The organism is Rhodococcus sp. T2V (assembly GCF_029269925.1).
In the GTDB taxonomy this organism is placed as follows: domain Bacteria; phylum Actinomycetota; class Actinomycetes; order Mycobacteriales; family Mycobacteriaceae; genus Rhodococcus_F; species Rhodococcus_F koreensis.
Window position 1 is genome coordinate 103,073 of record NZ_JARJBD010000009.1, and the last position, 18,265, is coordinate 121,337.

An 18,265-nucleotide genomic window follows, 5' to 3' on the forward strand; every position below is an offset into this window, starting at 1 on the left:
CCCGTTCGTCCCCGTCAGCGCAGCGTCGCGGTGAGGTGCGGGTACCCCTTCTTCGGGTGCTTGATCGACAGATCCCAGCCATCGGCGGTCCGATCGGCGTACACGTTCAGCGTGGACGGCAGCAGGATCGGCTTGCCGAAGCGCACGCTGTAGGTGACGGCGTCCGGGATCCGGCCCTCCACCGACCCCAGGACAGCGGCCGCACTCCACATGCCGTGCGCGATGGTCTTCGGGAACCCGAAAGCCTTGGCTCCCAACGTCGACACGTGAATCGGATTCCGGTCGCCGGACACCGCCGCGTACTTGCCGATCGTCTTCTGATCGACCCGCAGCGTCCGCAGCGGGCGCGGCGGCTCCTCCTCGGCCTTCGGCTCGGGGCCGGGCCGACCGGACAGCGACGTCTTCTGCTGACGCAGGAACGTCGACGTCTGCTTCCACACCAGTTCGCGTCCGACCCTGATCTCGCTGATCACGTCGATGAGCAGCCCCTTGCGGTGCTCACGGAGATTCTCCGCGTGCACCGACACGTCGAGGGGTTCGACCACCGAGATCGGGCGGAACTGCTCGATGACGTTCTCCGCGTGCACGGAACCGATGGCCGGGAAGGGGAAACCCTCGGACACCATCAGCTTCATCACCACCGGGAACACCAGCGTGAACGGGTACGTGAGCGGCAGGGTGTCGCCGAAGCGCAGCCCCGTCACCCGGTCGTACGCCGCCAGGTTGTCGGGATCCACGTGCACGCCGTTCAGGACGAGCGTCGTGTCCGGGGCGCTGTTCCCGCTCGCACCGATGACCGGCAGCGCGCTGCGCACGGCGCGGGTGTAGATGTCGAGCGTGCCCGGCTTCTCCGTGAGTTGCACGACCTTGCCCGACATCAGGCCCCCAGCAGGCTCTGGCCGCAGACGCGGACGATCTGCCCGGTGACGGCGTTCGACGCGGGGCTCGCGAAGTAGGCGACGGTCTCGGCGACGTCGACGGTCTCGCCGCCCTGCAGCAGCGAACTCATGCGGCGTCCGGCCTCGCGCGTCGCGAAGGGGATCGCCGCGGTCATCGCGGTCTCGATGAAGCCCGGTGCGACGGCGTTGATGGTGATCTTCTTCTTCGCGAGCACCGGCGCGGACGCCTGCACGAGTCCGATGACACCGGCCTTGGAGGTGCCGTAGTTGGTCTGGCCCCGGTTGCCCGCGATGCCGGCGATGGAGGAGACGTCGATCACCCGGCCGCCTTCCTTCAGTGCGCCCTTGGCGACGAGGACGTCGGTGATGCGCTGCGGCGCAAGGAGGTTGACGCCGATCACCATGTTCCAGCGGCTCTCGTCCATGTTGGCGAGCGTCTTGTCGCGGGTGATGCCGGCGTTGTGGACGATGATGTCTGCGCCGCCGTGCCGTTCGAGGACGAACTCGGCGAGCTTGTCGGCGGCGTCGTCCGCGGTCACGTCCAGGGCGAGGGAGGTGCCGCCGACCTTGTTAGCGGTCTCGGACAGTGCCTCACCGGCGGCCGGGATGTCTGCGCAGATGACGTGCGCGCCGTCGCGGGAGAGGACCTCGGCGATGGTCGCGCCGATGCCGCGGGCCGCGCCGGTGACGACGGCCACCTTCCCGTCGAGCGGCTTGTCCCAGTCGGCGGGTGCGACGGAATCCGCGGACCCGACGCGGATGACCTGGCCGCTGACGAACGCGGACTTGGCCGAAAGCAGGAAGCGCAGCGTGGATTCGAGACCCGACAGTCCGGTGGCGGCCTTCGGCGAGACGTAGACGAGCTGAGCGGTGGCGCCGCGCTTGACCTCCTTGCCGACGCTGCGGGTGAAGCCCTCGAGCGCGCGCTGGGCGATGTGCTCGTCGACGCCGGACGTCTCCTCGGGGGTGGTTCCGATGACGACGACGCGCGCGGACGGTGCGAGGTTGCGGATGACCGGCTGGAAGAACTCGAACAGCTGCTCGAGTTCCGTGACCGAACCGATGCCTGTGGCGTCGAACACCAGGGCGCCGTACCGGTCGTCGCCCGCGCCCGCGGCGGGGTAGTCGGACAGGAGTTCGCGCAGCGGCTCGACGAGGCGGCCCTTGCCGCCGATCAGGACCGGGCCGGCGAGAGCCGGTTCGCCGTGCTTGTATCGCCGCAGGTTCTCGGGCCGCGGCAGTCCCGCCTTCGCCGCGATGAACGCGCCGGGTGCGGATGAGAGGAACTGGGAATAGAGGTCGGGAGCTCCCTTGCTGGCTGCCACGGTCCTACCTTCTGTCGTCGTTTGGCGGTCAGTCACCGAGCACCGAGTGGAGTGCGGTGTCGACAAGTAACTTACTCCTGAGTAAGAATAGTAGCCAACAGGTAATCGCACCAGATCCTTGGAGACGTCAGTGACCAGCAAAGCTCGCACCACCTCGAACTCCGCTGCGGCCCCGAAGCCGGGCGGAAAGCAGCAGCGTCCCGTCGCGATCGTCGGCGGAAACCGGATCCCGTTCGCCCGCTCCGACCGCAAGTACGCGCAGGCGTCCAACCAGGACATGTTCACCGCCACCCTCGACGGACTGGTGAGCCGCTTTCACCTCCAGGGCGAGAGGCTGGGCCTCGTCGCGGGCGGCGCCGTCCTCAAGCACAGCCGCGACTTCAACCTGATGCGCGAATGCGTCCTCGGCAGCGCCCTCAGCCCCTACACCCCGGCTTTCGACCTGCAGCAGGCCTGCGGCACCGGCCTGCAGTCGATCGTCGCGGTCGGTGACGCCATCGCGGCCGGCCGCATCGACGCCGGTGTCGGCGGCGGCGTCGACACCACGTCGGACGCCCCGATCGGCGTCAACGACGAACTCCGCGAATTCCTGCTGTCCCTGAACCGCGCGAAGAGCACCGGCGACCGAATCAAACTCCTCGGCAACGTCCGCCCGTCCATGCTCGGCATCGAGATCCCCCGCAACGGCGAACCCCGCACCGGCCTGTCCATGGGCGAGCACGCCGCCATCACCGCCAAGGAGTTCGGTGTCCGCCGCGAAGATCAGGACGCACTGGCCGCCGCGAGCCATCAGAACATGGCCGCCGCCTATGACCGCGGATTCTTCGACGACCTGGTCACCCCGTTCCTCGGCCTCACCCGCGACGACAACCTGCGGCCCGATTCCACCGCCGAGAAGCTCGCCAAGCTGAAGCCGGTCTTCGGGGTGAAGGCGGGCGACGCCACCATGACGGCGGGCAACTCCACCCCGCTCACCGACGGTGCGTCCGCGGTCCTGCTCTCCACGGACGAATGGGCCGCCGAGCGCAAGCTTCCGGTCCTCGCGCACCTCGTCGATTCCGAGACCGCGGCCGTCGACTACATCCACGGCACGGACGGGCTGCTCATGGCGCCCACGTACGCCATCCCGCGTCTGCTGGCCCGCAACGGCCTCACCCTGCAGGACTTCGACTTCTACGAGATCCACGAGGCGTTCGCGTCCGTCGTGCTCGCGACGCTGCAGGCATTCGAATCCGACGAGTACTGCAAGGAGCGCCTGGGGCTCGACGGCGCACTCGGCTCCATCGACCGCAGCAAGCTCAACGTCAACGGCTCGTCGCTGGCGGCGGGCCACCCGTTCGCCGCGACCGGCGGACGCATCGTCGCCTCGCTCGCCAAGATGCTCGCGGAGAAGGGTTCGGGCCGCGGCCTGATCTCCATCTGCGCCGCCGGCGGCCAGGGTGTGACGGCAATCATAGAGGCGTGAACCGACTGGTCTTTCCGGTAGCTGGGAGACCGGAAAGGCCAGCGTGTGCGCGGTGCGAGCGGGGGTCCGGCAACGAGGGGTGGCCGGATCCCCGAAAACTTTTCCGACAGGTGTAACGCTGGAGATTAGCTGGCGATATCCCTGTCAGCCCCGTGTTGCTGCCTGACCCCCGACCTGGCAGCAGCGCGGGGCTCTTTGCATTTCCGGCGGCCGGTAGGCTGACGTGGGGGTCTCGACCGGGCCTCGCTCGGATCGGATCGCGCTTGAAATGCAACGAGCACCGACGGCAAGCTGAGGCCCGCACGAAGGACGACTCGGTGAGAGGGCCACGGTGAACCACGAAGACGGCGACAAGGGGAGCACTGCACCCGAACGGTCGACGCCGGACCCTTCCGCGACGCCCGACAGCGTCGAACCCGAGAACGCGGCCGACGAGCCCGCTTCGGCAGCGGACGAGGTGACGTCTCCCGACGAGACGCAGGTGGAACAGCCGAGCGTCGACGACGAGGTTCCCACGACGCAGCCGAGTGCCGACGAGGCCCCGACAACGCAGCCGAGTGCCGACGAGGCCCCGACGGCGCAGTTGGACCTCGGTGACCTGGGGGAACGGTCCGAGGAGCAGGCCCCGTTGTGGGTGGAGCCGCCGCCGAACGAGGACGTCACGCAGGTGATTCCCGCGATTCCGCCGGGTCCCGTTCCCGGTCCGACGCAGGCGTACACGACGCCGCCGGCCGAGGAGCCGCCGGCCGAGGAGCCGACGGTGGTGGCCCCGGCGGCCGCGTCGCCGGTTCTGCCGCAACCGGAACCGCAGCCCGCGGAGGAGCCGGCCGAGAAGGCTCCGGCCCGTGCCTCGTGGGTGAAGGTTGCCGCGATCACCGGCGGCGTGATCGCCGTGATCGGTATCGCGTACGCCGCGGACCTCGCGGTGTCCTCCGGAAAGGTCCCGCGCGGGGTGACCGTGGCGGGCGTCGACGTGGGTGGCTCGACCCGCGACGAGGCGGAGGCCACGTTGCAGGCGCAGGTCGGCCCGCGCGTCGATCAGCCGCTGACGGTGCAGGCCGGCGACGTGTCGACGGAACTCGTTCCGTCCGCCGCCGGGCTCGGCGTCGACTGGGAAGCCACCCTCGACCGGGCCCACTCGCAGCCGCTCAACCCGTTCACCAGGCTGGCGTCGTTCTTCACCACCGACGAGATCGGGGTGGTGTCGACCCGCGACGAGGCGGCGCTGGCGTCCGCCGTCGACGGCCTGCGCAGTGAGACCGACCGCGCGTCCCGCGAGGGGACCGTCGTGTTCGAGGGCGCGACCCCCGTGCCGGTGGATCCGTCGACCGGGCAGAACCTGAACGGTGAGGGTTCCGAGGCGGCGTTGATCGAGAAGTGGGCGTTCGGCCGGACGGTGGATCTGCCCGTCGACGTCGTGCCCGTGACGGTGACGCAGGACGGTGTCCAGCGTGCGCTCAACGATGTTGCGGTGCCGGCGGCGTCCGCCGATCTGGTGGTCACCGGTCGTGACGGCAAGGTCGCGACCGTGCCGCGTCAGCAGATCGGCGCGATCGTCGGATTCGAACCGGACGGCAACGGCGGGTTGAAACCGACGTACAACATCGAGGCCGCGACCGGCATCCTCGCCCCGCAGCTCGTGTCGACGGAGATCGTTCCGAAGGACGCGAAGATCACGCTCGACGGGGGATCGCCGACTGTCGTCCCCGCCGTCGTCGGCGATCTGGTGCAGTGGCCCAAGACGTTGGAGACGCTGCCCGAGGTGTTGCGCGGCAACGGTTCTCACACCACCGCCGCGGTGTACGGACCGATTCCGCCCGCCCTCACGACGGAGGCCGCGCAGGCGCTGGGTGTGAAGGAAGTGATCGGCGAGTTCACGACCGGCGGTTTCTCGGCGGCGTCCGGGACGAACATCCGGCTCGCTGCCAGCGAGATCAACGGGGCGTTGATCAAGCCGGGCGACACGTTCTCGCTCAACGGGTACACGGGTCCGCGCGGTACCGCGCAGGGCTACGTGGAGTCGGGCATCATCAACAACGGCCGACCGGACACCGCCGTCGGCGGCGGGGTGAGCCAGGTGGCGACGACGCTCTACAACGCCGCGTATTTCGCCGGCATGGAGGACGTCGCGCACACCGAGCACTCGTACTACATCTCGCGGTACCCCGAGGCGCGGGAGGCCACCGTCTTCGAAGGCGCCATCGACCTGCAGTTCCGGAACACCGGAAAGACGGGTGTGATGATCCAGGCCATCGGCGGCGCCTCGGATCTGACCATCCGGTTCTGGGGTACCAAGTCGGTCGACGTCGAGTCGATCACCGGCAACCGCACCAAGCCGACGCAGCCCGACACGGTCACCCTGCCCGCCGGTGACCACTGCATCGCCTCCAGCGGCGCACCGGGGTTCACCGCCAGCGACACCCGGGTGATCTCCGATCACGCCACCGGCCAGGAGATCTCCCGGGACACCAGGACCGTCCGCTACGACCCTGTCCCGATCGTGAAGTGCGAGGAACCCGGCGCGCCCAAGCCCGACGAGCGCACCCCCGCCGCGTCGCCGGCCCCGTCCGCCCCGGCGGAGAGCCCGACCGCCACCCCGAAGCCGAAGCCGAACGACGGCGAATAGACGCACCACTTCTCGGAAGCAGCACCCCTTCTCGGACCCGAGAAGTGTTGCGTGAACAGAGAGTCGGTGCGTCTACAGTGCCCGCACCATGAGTGGCTGCACGGACGGCAGCGGCGCCTGGACTACCCGTCCTCGCGGCGATTCGGCCCGGGCGATCGCGCGGCGGACCCGGTCCACCGCCTGTGAAGGCGACTCGAGGTCGTCCCAGGTCCACCGCACCACCTGGAATCCGAGGTCGCGCAGTGCATCCTCGCGTTGTTTCTCGGCGAACACTGCGTCGCCGGGTGATTGCCCCGGTTTCAGCAGCCGTCCGTACTTGACGCGTCCGTCGAACTCCCCGAGCACGATGCCGTCGAAGTGGAAGTCGACGCGCCCGACACGGCGCCCGCCGGGGTCGAACACCTCGCCCTGCTGGGAGGGAACGGCGAGCCCGGCCCGCGCCAACATCACCCGGCTTCGCGATTCCCCGACACTTTCGCTGTGCCCGCTCACGAAGTGGACGACCCTCCGTGCCGCGTCGATCCCGTGCCGCCGCGCGGCGAGGGCGAGTTCTGCGTCCAGTTCGTCGCGGCTGATGCCGAACCTGCGGACCGCCGCGTCACCGGCCACGACGGCCTGCTCGAACGGCAGCGTCCTCGCGAGGTCGACGACGGTCCGCGCCGGGAGGGTCAGCGAGTGTCCGTCCACCACTGCCACCCGGTCTCCGATCGGGGCGCAGTGCACCGTGATCCGTCGCTTGACCCGGCCGCCTCCCCGCCGGTTTCTGGTGACGTGAACGCGGTCGAGGGCGGTTCGCCACAGCGGCAGTCCGTACACGACGGCTGCGGACTGGTGGCTGAGTACTGCGTCGTCCGAGAGGGCGTGAAGTGTCGAATCGATCAGGAAGCGATGACGTTCCTCGTCGCCGAGCGCCGAGAACACCGCCGCGGAGAGGTACGCGCCGCGGCCGATGCGTTGCCACTCACCACATGTGTAGAGGCGTCGGATCTCGTCGTCGCTGTAGCCGCGGCCCAACGCTTCCTGGCGTCGCAGCATTGCCCCCGGGTCGTGTTCCATGGGAACGATTCTCGCCGTGGCGACGCCGCGAATCCGGCCCAGCGGGCCCACCTGTGGATGAACCGAGGGTTGTGGACAACTCCCGCACTCCTTCTCTGCCCGCGCACTGGCTGTGGGGGCCGAGAAGGTGCGCGTCGACCGAGAAGGAGTGCCGGAGTCCACAAAGGCCGATCAGAACGCTGCTTCGTCGAGCTCCATGATGTCGTTGTCGAGGTTGGCGACGATGCCGCGGGTGGCGGTCAGCTCGGGCAGCACGTTCTTCGCGAAGAAGGACGCGATGGCGACCTTGCCTTCGTAGAACGCCTTGTCCTTGTCGGAGGCACCTTCGTCGAGGGCCTTGATCGCGATCTCGGACTGGCGCAGGAGCTGCCAGCCGATGAGGAGGTCGCCGACGGACATCAGGAGCCGGACGGAGCCGAGGCCGACCTTGTACAGCTCGGACGGCTGCTCCTGTGCGCCCATGAGGTACCCGGTGAGGGTGGCGGCCATGGTCTGGACGTCCTCGAGGGCGGTGGCGAGCAGGGCGCGCTCGGCCTTGAGGCGACCGTTGCCGGCCTCGGTGTCGATGAACTTCTTGACCTCGCCTGCGACGTGGGCGAGTGCCACGCCGCGGTCGCGGGCGATCTTGCGGAAGAAGAAGTCCTGCGCCTGGATGGCGGTGGTGCCCTCGTACAGCGAGTCGATCTTGGCGTCGCGGATGTACTGCTCGATCGGGTAGTCCTGCAGGAAGCCGGAACCGCCGAACGTCTGCAGGCTGTCCGTCAGGTACTGGTACGCCCGCTCGGAGCCGACGCCCTTGACGATCGGGAGCAGCAGGTCGTTGACGCGGAACGCGAGGTCCTTGTCGGCGCCGGACACCAGCTTGGCGGTGGCCTCGTCCTGGTGCGCCGCGGTGTACAGGTACACGGCGCGCAGGCCTTCGGCGTACGCCTTCTGCATGGCGAGGGCGCGACGGACGTCGGGGTGGTGTGTGATGGTGACGCGCGGCGCGGCCTTGTCCGTCATCTGCGTGAGGTCGGCGCCCTGGACGCGTTCCTTCGCGTAGTCGAGGGCGTTGAGGTAGCCGGTGGAGAGGGTGGCGATGGCCTTGGTGCCGACCATCATCCGGGCGTGCTCGATGACGTCGAACATCTGCGCGATGCCGTTGTGCACCTCGCCGACGAGCCAGCCCTGGGCGGGAATGCCGTGGCCGCCGAAGGTCACCTCACACGTCGCGGAGACCTTCAGGCCCATCTTGTGCTCGACATTGGTGACGAAGACGCCGTTGCGCTCGCCCAATTCGTTGGTCTCGAAGTTGAAGTGCGTCTTCGGGACGAAGAACAGCGACAGTCCCTTGGTGCCGGGGCCAGCGCCTTCGGGGCGGGCCAGGACGAGGTGGAAGATGTTCTCGAACAGGTCGTCGGAGTCGGCGGACGTGATGAACCGCTTGACGCCCTCGATGTGCCAGGAGCCGTCGTCCTGCTTGATGGCCTTGGTGCGGCCTGCGCCGACGTCGGAACCGGCATCGGGTTCGGTGAGGACCATCGTGGCGCCCCAGCCGCGCTCGACGCAGGTGGCGGCCCACTTCTTCTGCTCTTCGGTGCCGTTGTGGAACAGCACGTCCGCGAACGCGGGTCCGGCCTGGTACATGTGCGCGGCCGGCTGGGCGCCGAGGATCAGCTCACCGATGGCCCACACGACGGACCGGGGGACGGGGACGCCGCCGATCTCCTCGGAGAGTCCCATGCGGTACCACTCGGCGTCCCACAGTGCGCGGAACGACTTCTTGAAGGATTCCGGCAGGGTGACGGTGTGGTTCTCGGGGTCGAAGACCGGAGGGTTGCGGTCGGCGTCGGCGAAGGACTCGCCCAGCGGTCCCTCGGCGAGGCGGGCAACTTCACTGAGCATGTTGCGGACGGTGTCGGCGTCGAGATCGCCCCACACGCCGTCACTCAGCGGCTGCTCGAGACCGAGTACCTCGAAGAGGTTGAACTCCAGGTCGCGGACGTTGCTCTTGTAATGGCCCATGTCTTCTGTCTCTCCCAGTGAGATGGTGCGGTCTATCCGTTAGTACCGCCCAAGTTATTACTCGTCGGTAACATCAGCGATATTACGCGCCATTTACCGGACTGCCAAGACTCGGGCGGTGTGCGACGAGGAGTGCGTCGATCGCCGTCCCGGCGTCCGTCTCGCGGAATCGCCGTTCGGCGACGTCCACGTTCAGGCGGCCATCGAGCATGGTCACCAAATCATCTGGTGTGTACAGGATTTCGATGTCCTGGGGACCCCCGACTCCCTGCGACAAGTTAACGGCGTCATGCCCCAAAATCATGAGGATTCCGTCAGGTTTCAGCGCGGATATGGCGCGGTTCACAACCTGCAGACGCTCCTCGGGAGCGAGATGTAGGTAGATCATGAGCACCAGGTCGTACTCGCCGCCGAGGTCCGAATCGGTGACGTCGGCGACGCGGTACTCGAGCCGTTCCCGGACCGAGCGGGGCGCTTCGGCGGCCACCCGGCGGGCCTTGTCGAGGGCGACGGCCGAGTAGTCGAGCCCCGTCACCTCCCAGCCGCGGGTAGCGAGCCAGTGCGCGTTGCGGCCCTCCCCGCACGCGAGGTCGAGTGCGCGACCGCGGGGGAGCGCGGTGACCTGCTCGACCACGACGGCGTTGGGTGGCGCGCCCCACACCAGTTCGCTCTGTGAATACCGTTCGTCCCAGGCAGCTGCATCCATGCCCCGACGCTAGTCCGACCGCTACGGAGTGAGTGTGGTGCGCATCAGGAGAACGTTGTAGTTGTTGTGCACCGTCGTCAGGAAGTAGAGGTCGCGTCCCGACGACCACGGGTGGATGTAGGCGCCGTACGCGGTGGGCAGTTCCCGGGTGTCGACGAGCACCTCGGGTGGGCCCCACGGTCCGGTCACCGACGGGGAGCGGCGCATGACCACCGAGTTGAACTGATCGGTGGTCAGCATGAGGTACTGCCCGAGGTATTCGTTGTACGCGACGGACAATTCGCCGACGCCGCCCGGCATGATCGGCTTGGCGACGTCGGGGTTGCCCTTGATCCACTTGGCGCCGTCGAAGTACTCGTACGCGCCGAGGTCCATGATCTGGGGTTCCGGGACGCGCGCGATGTGGACGAGTCCGCCGCGCCCGGCGGGTGTGCCGTACTGGTAGACGAAGCCGTCGGCCTTGACGAACGCGCTCATCTGGAAGTTGGCGTTGCCCCCGACGTTCGGGCGCTGCGTCTCGGGGGCGACGGTCCAGTTCTCGCCGTTGTCCTGCGAGTAGACGAGGCCGGAGTAGTTGGTGTCCCACGTGCCCGCCGGACCCCAGTTCTTCACCGACATCATGCTCAGCACCTGGGTGTTGCCGACGGCGACGCCCGCGGTGGGGATGCGGCTGATCTCGACGAACGGGATCTTCGGGCTGGGGACGAGCTCCTTGGACTGGCCGAAGATGTCGCGGGGTGAGCTGTCGAAGTTCATCCCGTCGGACAGGATGCCGTCCGAGCTGCGGAAGAGTGTGCTGCTGCGCCAGGCCCACAGGCTGCCCGACAGCAGGTTGGGCAGTCCGAGCCCGGCGGAGTCGCCGAACGCCGTGAGGACCTGGCCCTGGCCGTTGTCCCACATGATGCCGAGGTCGGTGCCGAGGACGTTGGCGTCCTGGGTGCGGTTGGGACTGAGCATGCCGGTCTGTTGAGCGACCGCCTGGGTGCGTCCGGTGAGGTGCGGAATCCCGTTGGTGCCGTTAAGCCCGGGGATCGGATTGATGGCGTTGGGGTTCGCGGCGGCCGGGCCCGCGAATGCGATCAACGTCACGGCCGCGCCGACGAGCGAGGCTGCTGCAAGAGCTCTGGTTCGCTTCACGAAGGTCACTCCATCTCTAGCAGCAGGCGGCACTGCGTGGCCTGAAGAGACCACTCCCCCTACCGGTGATCAACTGCTGGAAATCGCGAGAAGTCTAACAAGTCTGTTCTTCCGAAAGTGTCGATTTGACCGCCCTGTTCGTTTCATCCGTGCCCCTGCAGATCCGATATTACCCGCGAGTAACAGGAACCGGTGCTACCCGCGGGGCGGCCGCCGACGTAACGTGTGCTGGCGACAAGTCCACACTGCGCGTAACCACGCGGGACCTGATGAGGAGATCGATCGATGGGAAAGCAGATTGCCACCGTGGCTGGAGGTCGGCAGTCCGCCCTTCTCGGGCTCGGCGTGTACCGGCCCGAACGGGTCGTCACCAACGACGAGATCTGTGAACTGATCGACTCGAACGACGAGTGGATCCAGTCGCGCTCGGGCATCCGCAACCGGCGGTTCGCGGCGGAGGACGAGAACGTCGTCACGATGTCCATCGAGGCGGGGCGCAAGGCGATCGAGGCGAGCGGGATCGACCCCGAGCAGATCGGGTGCGTCATCGTCGCCACGTCGACGTACCTGCTGCTGACACCGCCTGCTGCCGCGCTGGTGGCCGACGCCCTGGGAACCAACGGGCCGGGAGCGTTCGACCTGGGCGGTGGATGTGCGGGCTTCTGCACGGCGCTGACCGTGGCGTCCGACCTGGTTCGCGGCGGATCCGTCGACTACGCCCTCGTGGTGGGTGTCGAGAAGATGAGCATCACCACCGACCCGACCGACCGCTCGACGCGCTTCATCTTCGGTGACGGCGCCGGGGCCGTGGTCGTCGGCAAGAGCGACGTCGCAGGCATCGGACCGGTGGAGTGGGGTTCGGACGGCTCCCAGGCCGACGCCATCGTGCAGGACCTGGACTGGTACGAATACATCACGACGCCGGGTGCCACGCGTCCGTACATCAAGATGGCCGGTACCGCCGTGTTCCGCTGGGCCGCCTTCGAGATGGGCAAGGTCGCGCTGCGGGCGGTCGAGAAGGCCGGCATGTCGGTCGACGATCTCGACGCGTTCGTCCCGCACCAGGCGAACTCGCGGATCACCGAGGTGATCGCGCGCAGCATGAAGCTTCCCGAGGGCGTGCCCGTGTCCGACGACATCGCCGAGAGCGGCAACACGTCGGCGGCATCGGTGCCGCTCGCCATGGAGGAACTGCTGCAGTCCGGCGCCACCAAGCCCGGCGACACCGCCCTGCTACTCGCCTTCGGCGCCGGGCTGTCCTACGCGGCCCAGGTCGTGACGATGCCGGTACTCGCGAAGAACTGACCCGGTCCCGTCGGGGGCAGGAAAGCAGGGATCGATGGGTGTCACCCGGCAGTCGGTCGCCGTCGCGGTGCTGATGTCCTCCGCCGTAGCCCTCGCGGGCTGCGGCGGCGGGAGCACCGGTGGGGCCGGCACCTCGACGGTGTCCGGCTCTGCGGTGGAACTGAACTCGGGCGGCGACTGCGCAGGCCGCGACGTGATCGTCAACCGGGACGGTGCCGGGGTCGTCCTCGAGGGCGAGTGCGGCACCGTCACCATCGAGGCCAACGGCGTCTCGGCGACCGTCGCCACGTCGAACGCGGTCGTCGTGCGCGGTCAGGACACCAACGTCGTCGGCGGGCAGACCGGAACGCTCACCATCTCGGGCCGCAGCAACAGTTCCACCATCGACGTCGTCGAATCGATCGACTTGCAGGGCAACGCCGTGACCGTGCTCGGCAAGCAGGCGGAGCGGATCTCGGTCACCGGAAGCGGGAACTCCCTGAACGTCGACGACTCCGGTGCGATGACGGTGAGCGGCAACGACAACTTCGTGCGCGCGGTGTCCCTCGACTCCCTCGAGGTGACCGGTTCCAACAACTCCGTCGACTGGGACTCCGGTGCGACCGCCCCGGCGGTCGACACCGGCTCCGAGAACCGGCTCACCCCGCCCGGAGCGTGATCACCGCGCGCCGCAGCCGGTGAGCACCGCGGCCATCGCATCGCGTTCGGGCGGCGTCACCCAGAGTCGGTACGCCACTTTCACTTCCACCTGCCGTGCCACGTAGGTGCAGCGGTACGCCGCCAGTGGGGGCAGCCACGTCGACGCGTCGGCATCGCTCTTGCGCTGATTGGTGGGTCCGTCCACGGCCTGCAGATTGCGGGGATCGTTCGCGAGGTCGGCCCGCGTCTGCGCGTCGAGGAGCTGAGCGCCCTTCTGCCACGCGTCCGACAGCGCCACCACGTGATCGATCTGCACGGCGTCCGACGTCTTCGTGCCGCGGGTGAACGCAATGATGTTGCCCGTGTAGAGATCCCGCAACGTGCCCGACTGCACCACGCAGTCGCGGGTGCGGTCCCGCGACGTGATGTCGACGAGGTCGCGGCGCAGGATGTCGTTGCGGGTGTCGCAGCCGTTGCGTCCGAACGCGACCGACACGTTGTCGGTCCAGTTGGGGCCGAACAGCTCCCGGTCGTACCCCGTCTTCGGTGCCCTGCCCTTCACCTCGAGGGTGAACAGCTGGGTGAGCGCCGTCTGGATCTGTTGTGCGTCAGTGTCTTCCGCCGGCGCGGCCGGTCCGGTTCCGGAGGCGAGGGTGTCATCGGGGTCCGGTGAGAGCATCGTGACGAGCACGACGACGAGCAGGCCGGCGAGGATCCAGGGCCACTTGGTTCTGATGGTCGTGATGATGGAGCCGGTGTTCGGTACCGCAGAGCGGGGCATGAATCTCTCCTGAAATCAACGCTGTTCGTCATTTCTATCAGGAGTGACCCGGCAAACCGGTGAACGACCCGGGTTTACGTGGCGGCGCCCAGCAGCAGCGGAATCAGCAACTCGTCGTCGGTGAGCGCGCCGTGCTGCCCGGGCAGGGCGGACAGCCGCGACTCCGCCTTGCGCCGGACCACCGCGACACCGCCCTGCGCGATGGCGACGACGTCTCCGATGCGGCCCTGCACTTCGGATCGCACGGCGGGACCGAACAGCCCCGCGGTGACGGCCTCGTCTCTGGTGCCGATCCACATGCGGTGTCCCAGTTCGCCCCTCCACCGGGCGGCGACGTCGTGCGCGGCTCCGGCCCGCGCGTGGACGTGCCTGCACCGCGGTTCGCCTGCGAGCGCCACCACGCCGTCGGAGAGCGCGGGTGTGTCGTCGAAGTCGATCTTGTCGGCGTCGTCGACGGTGACCATGCCGTGGTCGGCGGTGACGTGGAGGGCGGCGCCCGGTTGCGCGATCGCGAGCTCAGCGGCGAGTCTCTCGACGAGCCGGTCGACGAGGTCGAGTTGGTGCAGCCACGGTGCGGATCCCGGACCGTAGATGTGCCCGAGGGTGTCGATTTCGCTGAGATAACAGTAGGTGAGCGTCCGTTCGCCGGATCGGGCCGCGGTGACGACGTGTGCGATCAGGTCACCGTACGCGTGTATTCCGGCGAACTTCCCGCCGCGGAGGACGGCACGGGTGAGTCCGGACCCGTCGAACTTCGCCGGAACCACGGTGGTGCACGCGATGCCGGCTGCCGCGGCACGCTCGAACACGGTCGGTGCGGGCTGCAGGACCTCGGGGACCAGCCGGGTGAGTTCGTCGCCCTTGTGACCTGCGCGCCACGACAACCAGTTGATCGTGCCGCGGACCTGACGAACGTATGACTGGTATCCCGTGATGCCGTGACCGCCGGACGGCAGTCCCGTGCCGAACGACGCGATGCTGGTGGCGGTCGTGGTGGGGAACCCCGCCCGGATCGGCCGTCCGGTCAGGCTGTCGAGAAACGGGGCGCGCTCGCGGTGGCGACGTAGCAGGCTCCAGCCGAGGCCGTCGATCAGGACCACGACGGCGTGCCTGCTGTCGGGCAGGTGCAGCCGGTTCGGCTCGCCGGCGACACCCAGCGAAGCGAGGACGGACGGCATGAGGTTGGACAGCGTGGGCTGCGAGTACACGTCGAGCGGGGGCGCCGTAACGGTCATGACTCCCACTATGGTGGATCGGCCGAGGCTGCACCACGGAGTCGGCTCAGTACAGGTCCACCGGCTGGCCGTCGGAGGGGAACGGCAGCGAGGTGTAGTTCAGCGGGGCGACGTAGCCGGGGCTCACCTGCCAGTCGAATCGCTGCAGCAGGTGATGCATGACCGTCTTGATCTCGGCGCCCGCGAAGTGCATCCCCAGGCATTTGTGCACGCCGCCGCCGAACGGCTCCCACGCGAACCGGTGGACCTTGTCCTCGCGGCGTTCGGGTGCGAACCGCTCGGGGTCGAACCGCTCCGGGTCGGGCCAGTACTCGGGCATGTGGTGGGTGAAGTGCACGACCACCGACATGTACGTGCCCTTCGGGATGTAGTGGCCGAGCACCTCGGTGTCCCGGACCGCTCGCCGCGCGACCACGGGGACCGGTGGAACGAGGCGCATGCATTCCTTCATGACGAGGTCGAGGTCGGTCAGTTCTTCGAGTTCGGCGTAGCCCGGGGTGGCCGTGCCGAGCGCCGCGGACTGCCGCCTGCAGCGTTCCTGCCATTCGGGATGCTGGCCGAGGTACTGCATCATCGTCGACAGCGTGATGGTGGACGTGTCGTGCGCCGCCATCAGCAGGAAGATCATGTGGTTGATGACGTCGTCGTCGCTGAACCGTTGTCCGTCTTCGGATTCGATGTGGCACAGGGCCGAGAACAGGTCTTCGCCCGCTCCTGCGCGACGGGCGGGCAGGTACCGGCCGAAGAACTCCTCGAGTCGGCGGCGTCCGTCGATGCCACGCTTCCACCGCGTTCCGGGCAGCGGGTACCGCACCACCGACGTCGCGGCCTGCACACAGTCGATGAAGGCCTTGTCGACCTCGGCCATCTCCCGTGGCGTCGACCCCTCGGCGCCGCCCATGAAGATGCTCGTGGCGAGATCGAGCGTCAGTTCCTTCAGCGCCGGGTACACGGCGAAACCCGGGGTGGGCCGCCAGGTGTCGAGCCCCTTCTCGACGGCCGGATGCAGTGCCTCGGTATAGCGCGACAGTCGGTCCCGGGTGAAGGCCTGCTGCATGATTCGCCGATGGACGAGGTGTTCGTCGCCGTCGAGGAGCATGAGCCCCCGGTGGAAGAACGGCCCGATCAGTACGCTCCACCCGTCGCTGTTGACGAAGGCGCGGTCCTTGTTCTGCAGCACGGCCTGGCAGCCGTCGGGGCCGAGCACGGTGACCCACCTCTTGCCGGCCATGCTCAGCCAGGACACGGGGCCGTAGCGGTCCCAGCGGCTCTGAAGCAGTCCCATCGGGTCGCGGAAGTACTCCAGGGAGTGTCCGATGACGGGGAATCCGGCATTGCCCGAGATGGGTTGCAGGGTGCTCTGCGGTGGGGGAGCAGCGAGAACTTTGGGCACGGGCACTCCCTCGCCGGGTATGTGACAGGACTCCATGTCAGATGTCTGTAGTGTGCGTCACATCAGGTGGTCTGTCAACATCGAGTCATGAGCCGGCCGGCGCGGCAGTACCGCGGGAGAAGTTCGGAGGAGCGCGCGGCCGAACGTCGTGCGCGCCTTCTCGAAGCGGGGCTGCAGGTCTTCGGGACCGTCGGCGGCGACAAGGCGACCATGACCGCGATCTGCGCCGAGGCGAAACTGACGGAACGCTATTTCTACGAGAGCTTCCGCGGCCGGGACGACCTGCTGGTGCAGGTGATCGAGGGGATCGCCGCGGAGATCGGCGAGGCTGCGAGGGTCACGCTCCGGACCGTGACGGGCGCCCCGGAGGTGCGGGTGCGGGCGGCGATCGCGGCGTTCGTCGACATCCTGACGGCAGACCCGCGGAAGGGGCGGGTGTCGATCATCGAATCGGCGGGCGCCGAACCGCTGCGGACGCGAAGACGTGAACTGCTGCGGGCGTTCGCGCTGCTGGTGGCGGAGCAGGCGAGGGAACTCTACGGCGACCGGGCGTGGTCGTCGCCGCAGGACGAGATCACCGCGCTCCTGTTCGTGGGCGGGCTCGCCGAACTCATGACGGCGTGGCTGAACGGTGAGATCGAGGTGTCTCCCGAGCAGATCGTCGACGCCGCGACCTACCAGTTCACGTCCACCGCACACCGCTGAGCGGGTCCCGGCCGGAAACGTGACGACCGTCACGTGCGAAGCTGTGGGCATGGTGGATATCGCACGCCCGCAGTTGGAGGGCACGGTCGCGGTAGGCGAGGGGCGTCGGCTCGGCTTCGCGGAGTTCGGTTCGGCGCAGGGCCGGGCGGTGTTCTGGCTCCACGGCACACCCGGCGCGCGGCGTCAGGTGCCGATGGAGGCCCGGGCGTTCGCCGAACGCGAGCACGTCCGGCTGATCGGGATCGACCGGCCGGGGGTCGGGTCGTCGACCCCGCACCGCTACGGCGCGGTGATCGACTTCGCCGAGGACTTGCGCACGGTCGCCGACACGCTCGGCATCGACCAGATGGCCGTGATCGGCCTGTCCGGCGGCGGTCCCTACACGCTCGCCGCGGCGTACGCGATGCCCGACCGCGTGGTCGCGACCGGCATCCTCGGGGGTGTCGCGCCGACGAAGGGCCCCGACGCGATCCGCAGCGGGTTGATGGATCTCGCGGTGCTGGCCGCCCCGGTGCTGTCGGCGGGCGGCGTCCCGGTCGGGCTGGCGGCGAGTTCGGTCATCAGGCTGGCGAGGCCGTTCGCGTCGCCGATCATCGACCTGTACGGGCGGATGTCCCCGGAAGGCGATCGCCGTCTCCTCGCGCGGCCGGAGTTCAAGGCGATGTTCCTCGACGATCTGCTCAACGGCGGCAGCAAACAACTCAGTGCCCCGTTCGCCGACCTCGTCCTGTTCGCGCGGGACTGGGGATTCCGGGTGAACGCGGTGAAGACCCCGGTGCGGTGGTGGCACGGCGACTGCGACCACATCATCCCGCTCCGGCACGGGCAGCACATGGTGTCGCTGCTGCCCGACGCCGAGTTTCACACGATGCACGGGGAAAGCCATCTCGGCGGCCTGGGCATGTCGGAGGAAATTCTCCGCTCGCTCCTCGACGTCTGGGACGCCAAGGAGGCGCAGGCGCCGTTCGGCCCGGTGTGACGGTGGC

15 protein-coding genes are annotated in these 18,265 nt (G+C 68.3%); 6 read left to right on the plus strand and 9 right to left on the minus strand.

Annotated features, from left to right (window positions below):
- Positions 1 to 14: 14 nt before the first annotated feature.
- Positions 15 to 878, minus strand: a complete 864-nt coding sequence (locus P3H15_RS10775) for a MaoC/PaaZ C-terminal domain-containing protein (protein WP_276137218.1) — start codon at positions 876 to 878, stop codon at positions 15 to 17.
- Positions 878 to 2,224, minus strand: a complete 1,347-nt coding sequence (locus P3H15_RS10780; protein WP_276137219.1) for a 3-oxoacyl-ACP reductase — start codon at positions 2,222 to 2,224, stop codon at positions 878 to 880. The genes P3H15_RS10775 and P3H15_RS10780 overlap by 1 nt, the downstream gene beginning before the upstream one ends.
- A gap of 130 nt (positions 2,225 to 2,354) precedes the next feature.
- Between P3H15_RS10780 and P3H15_RS10785 the strand changes: the two genes are divergently transcribed.
- Both P3H15_RS10785 and P3H15_RS10790 read left to right on the plus strand, forming a co-directional pair.
- Positions 2,355 to 3,689, plus strand: coding sequence for an acetyl-CoA C-acetyltransferase (locus tag P3H15_RS10785; protein WP_276137220.1), 1,335 nt, complete (start codon positions 2,355 to 2,357; stop codon positions 3,687 to 3,689).
- 331 nt (positions 3,690 to 4,020) lie between these two features.
- Positions 4,021 to 6,315 (plus strand): VanW family protein, encoded by a 2,295-nt coding sequence (locus P3H15_RS10790; RefSeq protein WP_276137221.1) that lies wholly within the window; start codon positions 4,021 to 4,023, stop codon positions 6,313 to 6,315.
- A 72-nt stretch (positions 6,316 to 6,387) separates the two neighbouring features.
- Here P3H15_RS10790 and P3H15_RS10795 read toward each other — a convergent pair whose 3' ends face one another.
- The 4 genes from P3H15_RS10795 to P3H15_RS10810 form a co-directional block, all read right to left on the minus strand.
- Positions 6,388 to 7,371, minus strand: coding sequence for a hypothetical protein (locus P3H15_RS10795; RefSeq protein ID WP_276137222.1), 984 nt, complete (start codon positions 7,369 to 7,371; stop codon positions 6,388 to 6,390).
- Between the two features lie 171 nt (positions 7,372 to 7,542).
- Entirely contained in the window at positions 7,543 to 9,378 is a 1,836-nt protein-coding gene (locus P3H15_RS10800) for an acyl-CoA dehydrogenase (RefSeq protein WP_276137223.1), read from the minus strand.
- Between the two features lie 82 nt (positions 9,379 to 9,460).
- Complete coding sequence (locus tag P3H15_RS10805; protein WP_276137224.1) at positions 9,461 to 10,084, minus strand: bifunctional 2-polyprenyl-6-hydroxyphenol methylase/3-demethylubiquinol 3-O-methyltransferase UbiG; 624 nt, start codon at positions 10,082 to 10,084, stop codon at positions 9,461 to 9,463.
- Between the two features lie 21 nt (positions 10,085 to 10,105).
- Positions 10,106 to 11,221, minus strand: coding sequence for a DUF4185 domain-containing protein (locus P3H15_RS10810; protein WP_276137225.1), 1,116 nt, complete (start codon positions 11,219 to 11,221; stop codon positions 10,106 to 10,108).
- Between the two features lie 285 nt (positions 11,222 to 11,506).
- Here P3H15_RS10810 and P3H15_RS10815 point away from each other — a divergent pair, with 285 nt between their 5' ends.
- Positions 11,507 to 12,526 carry a beta-ketoacyl-ACP synthase III gene (locus tag P3H15_RS10815; protein WP_276137226.1) on the plus strand — a complete coding sequence of 340 codons (1,020 nt, stop codon included), beginning with the start codon at positions 11,507 to 11,509 and terminating at the stop codon, positions 12,524 to 12,526.
- A gap of 34 nt (positions 12,527 to 12,560) precedes the next feature.
- A complete protein-coding gene (locus tag P3H15_RS10820; RefSeq protein WP_276137227.1) occupies positions 12,561 to 13,184 on the plus strand; it encodes a DUF3060 domain-containing protein in 624 nt (207 codons plus the stop codon).
- Here the strand turns inward: P3H15_RS10820 and P3H15_RS10825 are convergent, their stop codons facing one another.
- The 3 genes from P3H15_RS10825 to P3H15_RS10835 all read right to left on the minus strand — a co-directional run bounded on the left by P3H15_RS10825 (position 13,185) and on the right by P3H15_RS10835 (position 16,574).
- Positions 13,185 to 13,946 (minus strand): HNH endonuclease family protein, encoded by a 762-nt coding sequence (locus P3H15_RS10825; RefSeq protein ID WP_276137228.1) that lies wholly within the window; start codon positions 13,944 to 13,946, stop codon positions 13,185 to 13,187. It lies immediately after the preceding gene.
- Positions 13,947 to 14,020: 74 nt separating this feature from the next.
- Complete coding sequence (locus tag P3H15_RS10830) at positions 14,021 to 15,181, minus strand: alkaline phosphatase family protein (RefSeq protein WP_276137229.1); 1,161 nt, start codon at positions 15,179 to 15,181, stop codon at positions 14,021 to 14,023.
- A 46-nt stretch (positions 15,182 to 15,227) separates the two neighbouring features.
- Complete coding sequence (locus P3H15_RS10835) at positions 15,228 to 16,574, minus strand: cytochrome P450 (RefSeq protein ID WP_276137230.1); 1,347 nt, start codon at positions 16,572 to 16,574, stop codon at positions 15,228 to 15,230.
- 87 nt (positions 16,575 to 16,661) lie between these two features.
- Here P3H15_RS10835 and P3H15_RS10840 point away from each other — a divergent pair, with 87 nt between their 5' ends.
- Both P3H15_RS10840 and P3H15_RS10845 read left to right on the plus strand, forming a co-directional pair.
- A complete protein-coding gene (locus P3H15_RS10840) occupies positions 16,662 to 17,279 on the plus strand; it encodes a TetR/AcrR family transcriptional regulator (protein WP_276137231.1) in 618 nt (205 codons plus the stop codon).
- A 49-nt stretch (positions 17,280 to 17,328) separates the two neighbouring features.
- A complete protein-coding gene (locus tag P3H15_RS10845; protein WP_276137232.1) occupies positions 17,329 to 18,258 on the plus strand; it encodes an alpha/beta fold hydrolase in 930 nt (309 codons plus the stop codon).
- The last annotated feature ends 7 nt before the right edge of the window (positions 18,259 to 18,265 follow it).